The sequence below is a fragment of the Streptomyces sp. NPDC100445 genome, from assembly GCF_044759735.1.
Lineage (GTDB): Bacteria > Actinomycetota > Actinomycetes > Streptomycetales > Streptomycetaceae > Streptomyces.
Genome location: NZ_JBIVZV010000001.1, coordinates 391,389 through 404,724, shown reverse-complemented (window position 1 = coordinate 404,724; position 13,336 = coordinate 391,389). Strand labels below are relative to the sequence as shown.

The window sequence follows — 13,336 nt, the reverse complement described above, 5'->3', positions numbered from 1 at the left end:
TCGGCGGTGTAGATGGTCAGGGAAGTGCGCCTCGCGGGCGGACATCGGCAGGCCCAGCGGCTGGTAGGTCAGCTCGAGTGGGGCCGGCGTCGGGCTGGTGGAGACGTTTGACGCCGCCGTGGTGGATGCGCACCTGGTGGGCGGCCCAACGGGTGCGGAATCCGGCACTGACCGTGGACAGTTCGCCGACGAGTTCGCGTAGCGCCTTGTCCCACGGGTAGCGGCCGGCCTCCGCGCGCAGCAGGGCAGCCGTGGTGTTCGCGGCGCCGTCCCAGTCGTCGACGAAGTCGCGGGAGGCGTCGTCGAGGAAGTAGTGGCGGGCGAAGTTTGGCCGGCCGTGCTCGTCGACGGTGTGGCTGCTGAACATCGGGGCGACCAGGGCGCGGGCGAGGGCATCGGTGGCGACGACGTCCAGGCGGCCGTTGTTCACGTACGCCGCGGAGAGGGTCATGGAGTCGAGCAGCCACTGGACGTGGGGTGGGATCGCGGCGGCCTTTCGCCGGTGCCGGGTGGCGGGGCCGGGCTGGGCGGCTCTGGCCAGGTCGAACAGGTAGGTGACGACGGCGTCACGGTGTGCGCGCAGCGCAGCGGCTTCCTGCGGCTGATCGAGGTCAGAGCGCTGGTCGACTGCGCGGTCACCCACGATGTCGTCCTCAGGCTCGACGTGCGCTGCGGCGACCTGATCGCCGCAGGTACACCCATCGCCGCCTGGTGGCGGCGTTCCGGTGCTGCCGAGGAGAGCCGTCCGCAGGACGCCGACCCCGGGACGGCCGTCAACGCCGCCCTGACCATCGGCTACGAGCGGACGCTGGAACAGGACGTGGCCTTCGGATTCCGGCAGCTGGAGGACATCGCCGTCAAAGTGATGTCACCGGCGATCAACGACCCGGTCACCGCCATCACATCCGTCGGGCACATGGCCGACTTGCTGGTGAAGCTCTCCGCACGCCGTCTCGGACCCACCGTGCACGATGACGAACACGGCGTGGCGCGCGCCCTCGTCCCGGACCGGGACATGCGCTACTACCTCGACCTGGCCTGCGGGCAGCTACGGAGCTACGCCGCCGGCGAGCCCACGGTCCTCGGCGCGTTGCTGCGCATGCTCAGGGACCTGGCGGCCGTCGTCCAGGACCAGCAGCACGCCACCGAGGTGCGCCGAGCGGCAGACCGGGTCGTCGGCGCGATGTCGCCCGACCTGACACCCGACGACGCCGATCAGGTGGGACCTTCACCAGCGGGTCCTGGAAGCGCTGGACGGCCGGGTCATGGAGGCCTACCTCGACCGGAGCGGAGAGACCCGGTCGGTCTGAGCCGCCGCCGGGCCCGCGTGACATCGCCCGCAGCTCCGCTCGGAGCACGGGAGGCCCCTGAAAGGCGTGGGCTCGACGCAGGCCGCAGGGGCAGTGGGGAGCGGCCGACGGCAGCCGGAGGGACAATGAGGCGGCAGGGGGAAGTGCAGGACGGCTGCGCGGATCCGGCGCGGAAAGGGGCTTTCGATGCTGATGGCCCACCCGGCGGTACTGCGGGATCTCATCGAGCAGTACGACGCTCTGGCAGCACTGCACGCCCAGGAGTCCGACAGCGGGCAGGCGCGGCAGCGGATGGAAGACATCGCCTACATGCTGTGCGTGTCCACCGGCACCGATGAGGTGGAAGCGGCGCTGGCCGTCGCACGTCACCATGTGGCCAGGTCGGAGGGAGGGCCGCCACCGGGGTGATCAGGGGGTGAGGGGAGGCGGTCTGCCCCGGCGCGTGGCCGCGGCCCCCCACTCGGACATGTCCGCCCCTTGTGCCCCCGCCGTCTCGGCGCACGTGTCCTGGTCGACTCGGTGACCTCCGGGTGGCGGGGCACGCCCACTGTCCGGTGACCGTGTCACGCGGAAGCCAGACAATCAGGCGTTCGCCGGGGCCCTCGGCCGCGTCGCCCCGGGCGTGGGGGAGAGGCCGGCGGACACGGCAGTCGCGCGCTGGCGGTCAAGAAGCCCCTGCTGCGCGGGTTGTCCCCGGAGGCGGTACGAGCCTGGCGCCGGCCGGTGCGTCAGACCGGGCCCGTCCACTGTTCACCAGGGAGCCCCGCCCACGGCCCGGATCGGCAAGCCGCGGAAGCGCAGGAGGAGGCGATGTTGGCCGTTCCGTGCGACCTTGCGGACCCGACGCCGCACGACCGAGGGCTCCGCACGGGCCGCCTTGCTCGCCGTGTCCCGCGAGGCCGACCGGCTGGTTGGCGTGGGGCTCCGCACGCGCACGTCCGGCGTGCGGGACGGCCCGGTCGCAGGGGAACGGCGGTCGCGCCGCCCACTGATGACGGTTGCGGGCCGAGGAAGTGCGGCAGGAGCTGGTCCTGTAGGCCGGAGAACGACGTGGCCGTCCGGACACGGCAACCGTACAGCTGACCGGTTCGTGCGGACGGGCCCGCGCGGTTCAGCCGGTCGTCGGGCCCCACCGCGGCCACTCCCGGTCCCACCGGGCCATGCGACGCCGGTCGATCCGCGCTCGTGCGACGGCACCCGCTCCGGGCACCGGGGCCACGACGGCGAGGGCGGCGGCGGAGCCGAAGAGGGCGGCCTCGACGTGCCCCTCGGCGGGACCGGCCGGCCGTGCGCGCGTGAGCCGACCCCGGTCGTCCCGGCAGACCGTCACCCGGGAGCCGGCTTCCAGGCCGGCCTTCACCAGCGTGTGTCCGGTACGGGGTGTCTGGCCGGGAGTCCAGCGCGCCGAGCCCTGGACGCGGCCGTCCGTCGACCATCGCGCCGTGACGTCGGCCGCGGCGTCGGTGACCTCGTCGTGGGGATCACCACGACGGTGACTCAGCGGGTCCACGTTCCACAGCGGCCGACCGGCCCCACTGGCGGCCCGTCGGGACCCGGCCGCCACGCCCGGACGGGCCAGGGGTGCCCCTTGTCCCGCCGACGGCGGCCCAGCGGGATGCGCGCACCGTTCGGCCCGGAGGTCGGGACGGTTCCGGCAGCATGCCGGAGTCCGGCCCGATGACGATCAGAGCCCGCCAGTCGTCCCTTCGTGCCGAACGCCGGGACGGGCAGGCGCAGTTCAGTCGTCGTCGCCGTGGCCGCCGGTCGCCGAGTGTGAGAAGCCGTCGTGCCATGCGGCCTTCGCCCCCGAGTCCCCGATGCGGTAGACGTCCACGACGGCTCCTCCGGCCAGGGCGAGCGACAGCACCACGGCCGTGATCCGCACCGGCACGGCGGACATGCCCGTGTCGGGTGAGGCGCCGGACCCGGACGGCGCGGTGCGTCGGGCCGCCCACCAGACGAAGACCGCCAACACGAACAGGCCTCCGGCCCACGGAAGCAGGCCGTCACCGAGTTCGGCGTGCCGGCGCACCAGGGCGTCGCTGTCGACGTGTTCCTCCAGCCACTCCCCGGCATGTGTGGTGAGCGGAACGCTCACGAGCGTGACCAGGGCGAGCAGCGGCAGCACCACGCCCATGCGTCGTGCCACGCCCGGCCGGATCGCGCAGACCACGAGCGCCAGCGCGGTCAGGGGCACCAGCACGACGACGAAGTGCACGAGCAATATGTGCGTGGGCAGGCCGTTGATCAGGTTCATCGGGGGTCCTCTAGCGGGGTGGGTAGCATGGTGTGACGATCAGACGCGCCAGGCTGGCACAGGATGCTCTCAGCTTTCTCTGAGCGATCCGCCCACGTGCGCGGCCCGCCGGGTCGGGGTCGTCGACGTGTCCGCGTGCGGACTATGGCCAAGCCCGCCAGGGCGGCGCGCGAGCCTGCACGCCGAGGCCATGTACCGCTTCCACCCGATGTTCGCCGGCCGGGCGCCCGCACCGCTGCTCGACGGCATGGGGGAGCGCACCACCCCGCACGCCGCGGAGAACCTGCCCCCCGGCTCTTCGCGGCCGGTACGGCGAGGGGGGCCGGTACGGCGAGTTGGCTGATCGCGGTGCGACTCCCGTCGGCCACGGCTGCCCGCTCTCGCTCCCATGGCTGGTCAGGGCTCCGGCGGAGCAAAAACCGAGTGCGTACGAGCTGGTTCCCATTCGTATACTCGTGCGAGCTCATGGAGGGGAAGGTGGCGACAGTGAAGCTTGCTGAGGCACTGGCGGAACGTGCGGAGGCGACGCGGCGTGTGGAACAGCTGCGGGCGCGCGTCGTCAGCAGTGCGCGGTACCAGGAGGGGGAGACACCCGCCGAGGATGCAGCTCAGCTGTTGGTCGAGGTCGGTGAGGTGCTGGACTCTCTGGAAACGTTGATCCGACGGATCAATCGGACCAACGCCACCGTGGAGATGGGTCCGGACGGCACCCTCACCGACGCCCTCGCACGCCGGGACGTCCTGCGGTTGCGTCATTCCGTGGTCACCGCAGCGGCGGACGCGGCGGCGGGCCAGGGTGAACGGGGATACGGCCGGCAGCTTCGGTCCGAACTGATGATGCTTTCCGCGCTTCCGGTCGCGGAACTGCGTGGTCAGGCGGATGCCCTCGCCCGGGAGATCCGCGACGTCGATGTGCGGATCCAGCGTACGAACTGGGAAGTCGATTTGCTGGACTGAGCAGTCCAGCCGGCGGGACGATGTGGAGCAGGTAGCAGCTTCGGAGGCGTGCACACACCGAGGGTTGGCGGTTTCCAGCCCACTCCTGGCGCGTGAAGAGCAACGCGGGGGTTCAATTCCCCATCAACAGTGCAGCTCAGCACCGCGTACAGGTAAAGGTGCACATCGCACAGCACATCACCACGTGCAGATCCGAGGCCGCGAGGGCGGGTTCGGGGCTTTCCACATCGCGGCACCACGAAGAAGGGCACTCTCCGGCGGATGCTGGTGGCGATTTCGGCGGCGCTCCTCTCACCTGTCGGCGTGGAGGACGAAGTGCCGGACCGGAATCGCTTGCTGGGCAAGACCCGAGCTGATCCCACGCCAGTACTGCTCGACCAGGACGGCCATGGGCACCACCAAGGTGCCGCCGGTGTAGTCGAGGACGCGTCGAGCGGTCTCGACTACGAGCGGCCGCCACGGCGGCCAGTTCTGGAAGTTGTCCGTCGCGGGCAGCCCCGGTGTGATGTCCATGAGTGTCTCGCCGACCTTCTCGGCGTCGCATACCCGTGGGTCCGGGATCAGCTGCTGCACGAGCGCACTGGTCGTCGTCTCGCCTGCGCCGTGGGGTGCCGTTCAGCCATACGATCATGGGATCCGAGGCTAGACCGTACGGACCACAGGCGACCCAGGTCTATCGAAGCCACGTGGGGCAACCCAGATGCCTCGGTGATGACAACCAGGCTGCCGCAACCAATCCCGCTCGCCGGGGGAGTCGGGCTCCACGGCAGTCACATGCCGAGCACGTGGCGCAGGGTGTAGGCCGGAAGCAGGCCCAGCAGATGGGTGAGGACCGTCATGCGAAGGCCCAGTGCCGTGAGGCCCCCGGTCCTGTTCGCGCAGCCCTTGACGTACTCCTCGCCGAACAGCCTCATCGGCTTCCGGACGACGGCCCGCGTGCGCGCGGTGAAGGCGCGCAGTTCTCCAGTGAGGCGGTGCGATCGGCCTTGGCCCGCGGATATGGCTGCGCGTCCGGGCGAGGGATGTACGGGCTGGACAGGGCAGATATTCGGGGGCCTGATGGGGCCGCTCTGCGCGGGTAGGGCAGGGAGCGCGGAGCCCTGTGGGGTTGCGGCCCTGGTCCGGGGTGGCAAGTTCAGCGCAGCCACGATCGGTGCGTGCGTTTCTTCGGTGGTTCGGTGGGTGGTCGTCGGTGCTGCCTCTTCCGCGTGTCCAGCTTGGCGGGCGGGGCAGGTGCGGGTCTGGAGTGATGCGTCTCGTCGACGGGACCGCTCTTCAGCTGCACAGGGGTTACGGGGGAATCGGAGCCGAATGTTCGGGTCAGCGACGAACTTGTCGCACGAGGCGCAGCCTGATGACCGACGGCCGTGCATCCGTTCAGGCTTCCGCGCACGTCCGGCCGTGACAGCCGCACGCGTGTGGCGTAGTTGATGCGCGTGCGTCGGGCCGCCCGCCAGCCGGGAGGGGGCTGACCGCGGCGGTCAGCTCCGGTTCCTCCAGGGCGACATCGGGGTGATGAACGGCGGACGTGCCGCGTGCTGGAGTGCCTCGGGGGAGGCCCACCCGGCTGCTTGTATCGCCGAACGTCCCCCAAGCCCTCGCCGTCGTCTGGTCGACCGGGCTCGGTGCGTTCTACCTCGCCGCGACCGCCCTCGCCGCGCGCCAGACGCCTTCACCGCTGGCCCGGTCCCTCGCGCACCCCGGTAGTCCTAGCCGCACAGGCGGCTGCTCTCGGCCGTTCCGTAGGCGATTTCCGGCATTCCGGCCGGCAACCCCCACAGTGGGCGGGACCATGGCGCCTCCGTTCCCTTTCCGCCAGTGGAGGAGCGAAACGATGGGCAAGCACGACAAGCCGCCGGCGGACCCGAGTACCGGTAACCCGCCGCCCGGCAACAGCGACGGACAGGTTCCCCCGCCTCCGCCCAGTGACGGCAAGCACAAGAAGTAGGCAGCGGTGGTGACGACCGTATCCGATCTGGACGGGCCGCAGCGGTCCCTGGCCGCTGCCATGGACCAGCGGGGCGACTGGCCTGAACGTTCCGCGTGGATCCGCGACGCCGTCGACGCCCTGCCCCGGCACCGGTTCGCCCCGCGACGCGTCTGGCGGTGGGACGGGCACGCCTACGTTCCGGTCGACCACGGGCACGATCCGGCCGGCTGGGCGGATGAGGTGTATGCCGGGCCGGACGCGGCGACCGTCACCCAGGTCACCGACGGACTGCCGACATCGAGCCTGTCCTGCCAGGCCGTGGTGGTCGACATGCTGGACTCACTCCTGCTCGAACCCGGCCACCGAGTGCTGGAACTCGGAACCGGCAACGGCTGGAACGCCGCCCTGTTGGACCGGCGAACCGGCCCGGGGCTTACCGTGAGTTTGGAGGCGGACCCCGACCTCGCCGGGACAGCGCGCCGGGCACTGGCCGCAGCGGGCGTCATGGTGGACGTGCAGGTGGGTGACGGAAACCAGGGTTGGGCGCCCAAGGCCCCCTACGACCGGGTCATCGCCACCTACGCCGTCGAGCGGGTTCCGTGGGCCTGGGTCGAGCAGACCAAGCCGGGCGGACGCATCGTCACCCCGTGGGGTCGCCTGGGACACGTGGCGCTGACCGTCGCCGACGACGGCCGCTGCGCCACCGGATGGGTACAAGGACTGGCACAGTTCATGCCCGACCGCCGTACCCTGCATGCCGAACCCGATTTCGCCCAGGTACGCGCCGGTAGCGAGCCGGACGGGGAGCAGCCTTTCGTCCGCGACCTCGCCCCGCTCCGGGACGACGTGCACCTGCGGTTCGCGCTGCGCGTCGCTCTGCCCGATCTCAGGATCGCCCTCGCCGAGGACGCTGACGGGCTCAACGCCTGGGTCCACGACGCCCGCCAGTCCTGGGCCGTGCTCTCGGTCGCCGCCAGCGACCGGACGATCGCCTTCCAGGGTGGCCCCCGCAGACTGGCCGACGAGTTGGAGGCAGCGTGGAACACGTGGCTGGAGCAAGGTGCACCTGACCTGTACGACTACGGGATGACCGTCACGGACAGCGGCACCACCCAGTACATGTGGATCAACGATCCCCGAAGCGGGCCGCGCTGGCCGGTCACCTGAAGCACACCTCTCGCCTGCGGAATTCAGCTCCTCAGGTCGGTGAGAACGGTGCCGTCCGGACGCCGGCGCTGGTAGGACGCCTAAGGGGGACCCGTACGCGCCGCGCCGTTCGAGGCCCCGGCGTTCCTCGATCCGCAGATCGGCGACTCGTGGAGCCCCCCGGAACCGTCTTTTACACCGCACCCCGGAGACTCGCTTACTCAATCACCGCAGTACCGGTCCTCGGCGCTCGAGAACCCGGAGTCGTAACCGGCGGAGTAGCCGCTCGCGTAGGCGTTGTTATTGTTGTTGTTGTTATTCGTCAGGTTGTTGCCGCCGCTCTTCCGGCAGTCGTCTCTGGCATCGGCATATCCGGCGCGGTACCCGGCCCGGTAACCGTTCCTGTAGGGGTTGTCGCGCTGGACCATGGTGGTTGCACTGATGTGCTCTCCGCTCGGCGTTGCTGCCGAAGCCTGCGGGAGGCCAACAGGCCCGAACGCAATGGTGGCAGCGATGAGGGTCGTCCCCAGGGCGGCAGATCGTTTGCAGTGGCTGGCACGCATGTCTTGCACCCTTCGATACGCAGGTCACTTTCAGTTACTTTCCACCCTAATCGCCCGTATGGACCCTGCAACTGGCCGCGCTCCAGTTGCAAAAGGGAGATACTGGCGGTATAGGGCCGCGCAACCTGATGCCCGGCCACCTCACTGCCCACGAGACCGCGCAGTAACTCGGCCTCGACGACGTCCGGTAACTGGTCCGCCGCGGCAAATTCCAGCGCGGACGGCGAGCTGCTCTACCGCGGACCCTCCAGCACTGCGCACGTGGGAGCCCTTCGGGAAGCGTGGCAACGGGATTGACGTCACGGTCTTTCGAGCCGTCGTCAACTCAGGCCTGCTGAGGGGTTGGCGGGCTGCACCCAGTGCTCCGGTCACAGACTGGTTCGGGGCACCGGCGGCGGCAGGCTGGCCGCCGCCGGGGCTGTGGCACGCCCGTCGAGCGGGCGTGGCGGGGGCGGTGTGCGGGTGGCACCTGATCGGGTGGTGGTGCGGGTGCCTGCCGGTTTCTCGGGGCGGGGTGGGCGATCGTGGGGGGCAACGACGATCAAGGAGCTGCATATGCCCGGACCTGGACTGCCCCCATCGGCGCGGAGATCCCCTGTTCCCTGGTTGCCCAGGACGCCAAGATCGAGTTCCAGGGCCAGACCTGGCCCTCGACTTCCGGGGCGGGATCGAGCAGCGTGTGGACGTCAACCCCGACAACCCGATCGACAGCGTGAGGTTCCGCATCGTCGGCTTCAAGACGACCGCCGAATCGGACAGTGGGAGCGTCGTCCTGGAGCAGAACGACGTCGACGTGGATGCCGTCAGCACTCTGTGCTTCGTCCAGGAATTCCTCCCAGGTACGAGCAGCGTGACGTCCTCTCATTCAGTGCCACCTTCGAGCTTCGAGCGGGAGCAGGGTGAATCGGTCACCCTGACCACCCACAAACCGATGGTCATGATCGGCGACATCACCCAGTCCCGGCCCAGGGGCGACCGTTACCGGCTCGAAACCCCCGTCGAGCTGACGACGCCGGATGCCCCGCACACCGTCGTCGGCCGCATCACCAGCTTCAGCTACCTGAATGGCGGCCTGTAGGCCGCCCGCACCGGCCCGGCGGCGACCATGGGCCCGAGGTGATCGCCGTGGCGCTGATCCACCCCGGCACCCCGCAGGCCGCGAGAGGAAGGGACTGCTGAGGGAAGCGCTCATGCATGGGTGAGCGGAAAGATCGTGCATCGAGAACGAAGAATGGAGGGCAGCGGCATGAAGCGTGCGCTGATCGTGGTGGACGTGCAGAACGATTTCTGTGAGGGCGGCAGTGTCGCCGTGGACGGCGGAGCCGAGATCGCCACACGCGTGTGCGGCCTGGTCTCGCAGGCGGCCGAGGTCGGGTACGCGCATGTGGTGGCGACGCGGGACCATCACATCGACCCGGGAGACCACTTCTCCGACACCCCGGATTTCAGGACCTCCTGGCCGGTGCACTGCGTGGCCGGTACGCCCGGATCCGGCTTCCACCCGAACTTCACTCCCGCAGTGGAAGCGGGAGCGGTCGACGCCGTTTTCTACAAGGGCGCCTACGAAGCCGCCTACAGCGGCCTCGAGGGCGCCGACGAGGACGGGCGAGGGATGGCAGCGTGGCTGCGGGAGCACGGTGTCACCGCGGTGGACGTGGTCGGCATCGCCACCGATCACTGCGTGAAGGCCACTGCCCTGGACGCGGTCACGGCCGGCTTCGCCACCCAGGTGCTGCTGAACCTGACCGCCGGTGTCAGCCGCAGCACCATCGAGCAGGCGTGCGAAAAACTCCGGCAGGCTGGAGTGGACATGTCGGGCGCCCCGGTGGTTGCCGGAGCGTAGGAGTGCAGAACTGCCGTCCGGCCTGTGCACACAGGCCGGACGGGAGCCTGGCGAACGCTGAGGGTGCCCGTCGGTCATCGAGCAGGCCGTCTCCTCGCCGTTCGGCTACCGCCGGCCCCGCTGGGAGCCGGGTCCCTGCAACTGCCTGCCCCTTTCGGCCTCGCCGCCGCCTGCTGCTACGAGTGTCCGGCCGCCTCGCCACGCAACGCCCGGTGTCGGGTGTGGACGGGGAGGGCCCCGCTCACCGATGCGTCGGTAGCGGGGCATCTCTGGGGCGGCAGGGGTCCTGTGTCGGGACCGGGTCACCTCAGTGGCGCGCGCACCCGGTCGATCCGGGGGGCGGAGGGCGACCGCGTCTGCCGGCACCCCCGTACAGACATCGGCGCGCCACTGCCAGCGACGGGAGTCATTCCGGCACGCCGATGAGCGACCGGAGCGACCGACCGGGCCCGCACACGAAAGCGGCCGACATCCGTCGGCCCGCCGGAGCGGGTACCGAAGTTCGACCTTCGTGTCGAACAGGCGGCGCTCACGGACGTGCTCAACGGCTGCCCGGACGTGACCGTCACTGTTGCTCCGGCACGCTGCACCGAGCGCGGCGTGGCAGTTGCACCGTGGGCCGGCCGGTCATCTCGGCTGCGCGACCTGGTGGCGCGCTGATCGCTACCCGGTCCTGAGAATGCACAGGAACACCGCCACCATCGCAGGACTTGTCGGCGTCGCCGTGGGTGCCGGTATCGCTACCGCCGCTCCTGCCTCGGCCGGTGGGATCGGTGTGATCGCCAGCCCCGCCTTCGACAACATCAAGGGCGGGTGGCACCGTAGTAATCGCCTTCCGGCATGGCGGAGGTCAGGGAGGCGAATCCCACGTCGCGGCCGGTGCGTGGCGCTTGCAGCACGTTGCCGTCGCCGGTGTACGGCGACGTGGTGGATCAAGCCCGAGCCGCCGTGGCTCCAGGTTCTGCGCGGGTCCCCTTCGCGCACCAGGCCCGCCTTTGGGCACCGTGTGGCGCCGGTGCCCGACAAGGAGGCCGGCGCCCCGTGACCATGCTCCCCCTGCCGGGGCCGGCCTCGGGGCCGGCCCCGGCCAGTCCCGGTCGCAAGCTCGTTCCCATCTCGGTGCCGGTCGGCGCCTGTCCAGCGGCCGAACCCTGAGCGTCCTCAGCTTCCACGTGCTGCGGCGACCGGGCCAGGTGCCCACGCAAGATCGGTAAAAGGGTCAGTCGGGTCGCTGGGCGCGGCGACGGCGCTGGACGAGGAGCACGCCGGCTCCCATCGCTACCGCCCCGGCAGCTACGCCGGCGGCCGGCAGCGTCGAGGAGCCGGTCTCCGCGAGGTTGCCACCGCTCGTCGTCCCGCCGGTGACCGTGGAGGACGATCCGCCGTCCGAGCCGTTGGTCGAGGTGCCCGTCGAGCCGTTCGAGGTGCCCGTCGAGCCGTTCGAGCCGCCTGACGAGCCGTCCGTGCCGCTGGTCGAGCCGCCCACTGATCCGTCGGATCCTCCTGACGCGTCCGAGCCGCCTGACGAGCCGGAGGAGCCACCGCCCGCGACGTCCAGGGTGATGTCCGCGTGGTCGTTGGCCTTGTCGGGATCGAACCTCCGGGCTTCGGTGGACAGGGCTATGGACCCCTTGGCGCCGACCACCCGTCTGTCGATGCGCAAGTCGAAGGTGTAGGTCTCCCCGCTGCCTTCGTAGAGCGACCGCATGCCGCAGACGTACGCTCCGTTCTCGGCCCCGCAGAAGGTGCCGCGCTTGACGACCGACGTTCCGGTGGGAGGAGTGATCACCACGTGGACGGCCTTGTCCCCTTCCCTGGGCCACACCCAGGCGGGGCCGGCGTTGGTGAACTTCACCTTCATCGTGACCGTGTCTCCGACGCTCCCTCGGAGTGCGGCACCCGTGACCTGGTAGTCGGCCGTGTTCACGGTGGTGACGGGCACGTCGACGACGCGCGCCGACCCCACGCCCCCGGCTTGCGCCTCAACGAGCTGCACGGGCGGTGCGGTCCCCGCCACCGGGTCACTGCCGTTGTCATCAGCTCCCGGATCAGTACTCTCGACACGCAGGCGCAGTTCGTCGTTGAGCGCGCGGTCCAGAGCCGTGACGCGCAGGGGCCTGTCGGTCGTGTAGACGGCGCCGGCTTTCACCGCCTGGTCGAACGCGCACACCGCGGTCCACCGCTCGGGCATCTCATCGTAGGGCCGCACGTGCTGCACCTGGCAGTTGGAGGGCACCTGGGCGAAGTCGAGTCCTCGGCTGACGGAGTAGGCGATCCACACTCTCTCCGCTGTCACCGTGCCCCTGTTCGCCACAGTGGCCGGAATGTCGAAGCCGTCTCCCGGTCTCAGCCCGCTGACGGGCCCGACGCCCCCGACGACCAGGTCGGGGGTGTTCTCGTCGGCGTAGGCCGCAGGTGCGGTGGCCAGTGCGATGAGGCCTGCTGCGCCGAGGGCGGCGACAGAGGACCGGAAGGTGCGACGGGCTGGTGAGGGTGTCGGCACGGCGGGATCCTTTGCTGGGGGCACGAGTGAACGGACGGTGTTCCCGAGGAGACAGACCCCGCTCGCTAGGCAGACTCCTGCCGATCGCGAACGGTTGCCCATCCGGCACGAAGAAGATGGCCGTCGCGCTCGGGCGCCGCGACGCTCGCGCCCTGTGCCGGGTGCGGCACTCCGCCGCTTGGCTGTGGTGATGATGCCCGGCACCGGCTGCGGAGTAGCGTGGCACAGGGAGGGTAGAGAAGCGTCGGCCTGCCGCCCGGTGCCGTCCCTGACTCACGCCGCGGTGGAGCGAACCCGATCGGCCGACCAGTCACCGGCCTGCTGCCACGGGCGCACCCGTCCGAGTAGATTGCCGGCCGCGACTTGTACGGCAATGACCGAGGTGGACCAGGTCCACGGTGCGCCGGCTCAGGCCGTGCTGTGCGAGCCGGTCCGGTGGCGGAGGTCGGTGTTGCTCGTCCTGGAGCCGCTCGGCCTGGCGGCGCGAGGTGCCGTTGACGGCTCCTCGGGGCGGTTCCCCTGCGGGTCGCCCGGCGGGCGGCTGTCACCGCCCGCTGTCGCCGGGCCCGTCACAGCCGTGGTCGCTGCCCGGCGCGACGGGGCCGGCCCCGAGCGCGCGGCGCTCGGGGCCGGACGCGGTTTCGGCTCGGCGGCCGGGACGGCGGGCCGGCGCTCGGCGGCGAGTTGGGCGTGTGGTGCCGACACCGGATCGGTGTCTTGCGTGCGGGCTGCGTCGGCGCGGTCGTGGCCGGTGCCCAGCGGGCGGCGGTCGGTCATCGCCCGATCATCGTCGTGCGGCCGGGGTTCTTTTGACGGCACGGTTCCGC

The 13,336-nt window shown here is 70.6% G+C and carries 11 protein-coding genes and 2 pseudogenes; 6 read left to right on the top strand and 7 right to left on the bottom strand.

Features of this window, described 5'->3' with window-relative positions; genetic code table 11:
• Positions 1-16 precede the first annotated feature (16 nt).
• Positions 17-643: a hypothetical protein gene (locus tag ACIQVT_RS01740; RefSeq protein WP_403745860.1), complete on the bottom strand. Its 627-nt coding sequence runs from the start codon at positions 641-643 to the stop codon at positions 17-19.
• On the opposite strand from ACIQVT_RS01740, the pseudogene ACIQVT_RS01735 reads away from it, so the two are divergent.
• Together ACIQVT_RS01735 and ACIQVT_RS01730 are read left to right on the top strand one after the other, a co-directional pair.
• Positions 572-1,048, top strand: a pseudogene (locus ACIQVT_RS01735) (DUF2254 family protein); the annotation flags it as partial. The gene ACIQVT_RS01740 and the pseudogene ACIQVT_RS01735 sit on opposite strands and share 72 nt — an antisense overlap.
• Positions 1,049-1,496: 448 nt before the next feature.
• Complete coding sequence (locus ACIQVT_RS01730; RefSeq protein WP_403745859.1) at positions 1,497-1,718, top strand: DUF5133 domain-containing protein; 222 nt, start codon at positions 1,497-1,499, stop codon at positions 1,716-1,718.
• 703 nt (positions 1,719-2,421) lie between these two features.
• Here ACIQVT_RS01730 and ACIQVT_RS01725 read toward each other — a convergent pair.
• Together ACIQVT_RS01725 and ACIQVT_RS01720 are read right to left on the bottom strand one after the other, a co-directional pair.
• The gene (locus ACIQVT_RS01725) at positions 2,422-2,820 is read right to left on the bottom strand and encodes a hypothetical protein (protein WP_403745858.1); all 399 of its coding nucleotides are present in this window, start codon (positions 2,818-2,820) and stop codon (positions 2,422-2,424) included.
• Positions 2,821-3,048: 228 nt separating this feature from the next.
• On the bottom strand, positions 3,049-3,567 hold the full coding sequence (locus ACIQVT_RS01720) for a DUF2231 domain-containing protein (RefSeq protein WP_403745857.1): 519 nt from the start codon (positions 3,565-3,567) through the stop codon (positions 3,049-3,051).
• A gap of 486 nt (positions 3,568-4,053) precedes the next feature.
• Here ACIQVT_RS01720 and ACIQVT_RS01715 point away from each other — a divergent pair, with 486 nt between their 5' ends.
• Positions 4,054-4,524, top strand: a complete 471-nt coding sequence (locus ACIQVT_RS01715; protein ID WP_403747841.1) for a DIP1984 family protein — start codon at positions 4,054-4,056, stop codon at positions 4,522-4,524.
• A gap of 294 nt (positions 4,525-4,818) precedes the next feature.
• On the opposite strand, the pseudogene ACIQVT_RS01710 reads toward ACIQVT_RS01715, so the two are convergent.
• Together ACIQVT_RS01710 and ACIQVT_RS01705 are read right to left on the bottom strand one after the other, a co-directional pair.
• Positions 4,819-5,155, bottom strand: a pseudogene (locus ACIQVT_RS01710) (ATP-binding protein); the annotation flags it as partial.
• A 139-nt stretch (positions 5,156-5,294) separates the two neighbouring features.
• Complete coding sequence (locus ACIQVT_RS01705) at positions 5,295-5,438, bottom strand: hypothetical protein (protein ID WP_403745856.1); 144 nt, start codon at positions 5,436-5,438, stop codon at positions 5,295-5,297.
• 1,043 nt (positions 5,439-6,481) lie between these two features.
• Between ACIQVT_RS01705 and ACIQVT_RS01700 the strand changes: the two genes are divergently transcribed.
• Positions 6,482-7,621 (top strand): methyltransferase domain-containing protein, encoded by a 1,140-nt coding sequence (locus ACIQVT_RS01700; RefSeq protein ID WP_403745854.1) that lies wholly within the window; start codon positions 6,482-6,484, stop codon positions 7,619-7,621.
• A 200-nt stretch (positions 7,622-7,821) separates the two neighbouring features.
• On the opposite strand, the gene ACIQVT_RS01695 is transcribed toward ACIQVT_RS01700, so the two are convergent.
• Positions 7,822-8,028 carry a hypothetical protein gene (locus ACIQVT_RS01695; protein WP_403745853.1) on the bottom strand — a complete coding sequence of 69 codons (207 nt, stop codon included), beginning with the start codon at positions 8,026-8,028 and terminating at the stop codon, positions 7,822-7,824.
• Positions 8,029-8,842: 814 nt separating this feature from the next.
• Here ACIQVT_RS01695 and ACIQVT_RS01690 point away from each other — a divergent pair.
• Together ACIQVT_RS01690 and ACIQVT_RS01685 are read left to right on the top strand one after the other, a co-directional pair.
• Positions 8,843-9,241 (top strand): hypothetical protein, encoded by a 399-nt coding sequence (locus ACIQVT_RS01690; protein ID WP_403745852.1) that lies wholly within the window; start codon positions 8,843-8,845, stop codon positions 9,239-9,241.
• Positions 9,242-9,409: 168 nt separating this feature from the next.
• The gene (locus ACIQVT_RS01685; RefSeq protein WP_403747837.1) at positions 9,410-10,006 is read left to right on the top strand and encodes an isochorismatase family protein; all 597 of its coding nucleotides are present in this window, start codon (positions 9,410-9,412) and stop codon (positions 10,004-10,006) included.
• A 1,219-nt stretch (positions 10,007-11,225) separates the two neighbouring features.
• Here ACIQVT_RS01685 and ACIQVT_RS01680 read toward each other — a convergent pair.
• On the bottom strand, positions 11,226-12,302 hold the full coding sequence (locus ACIQVT_RS01680; protein WP_403745850.1) for a hypothetical protein: 1,077 nt from the start codon (positions 12,300-12,302) through the stop codon (positions 11,226-11,228).
• Between the last annotated feature and the right edge of the window lie 1,034 nt (positions 12,303-13,336).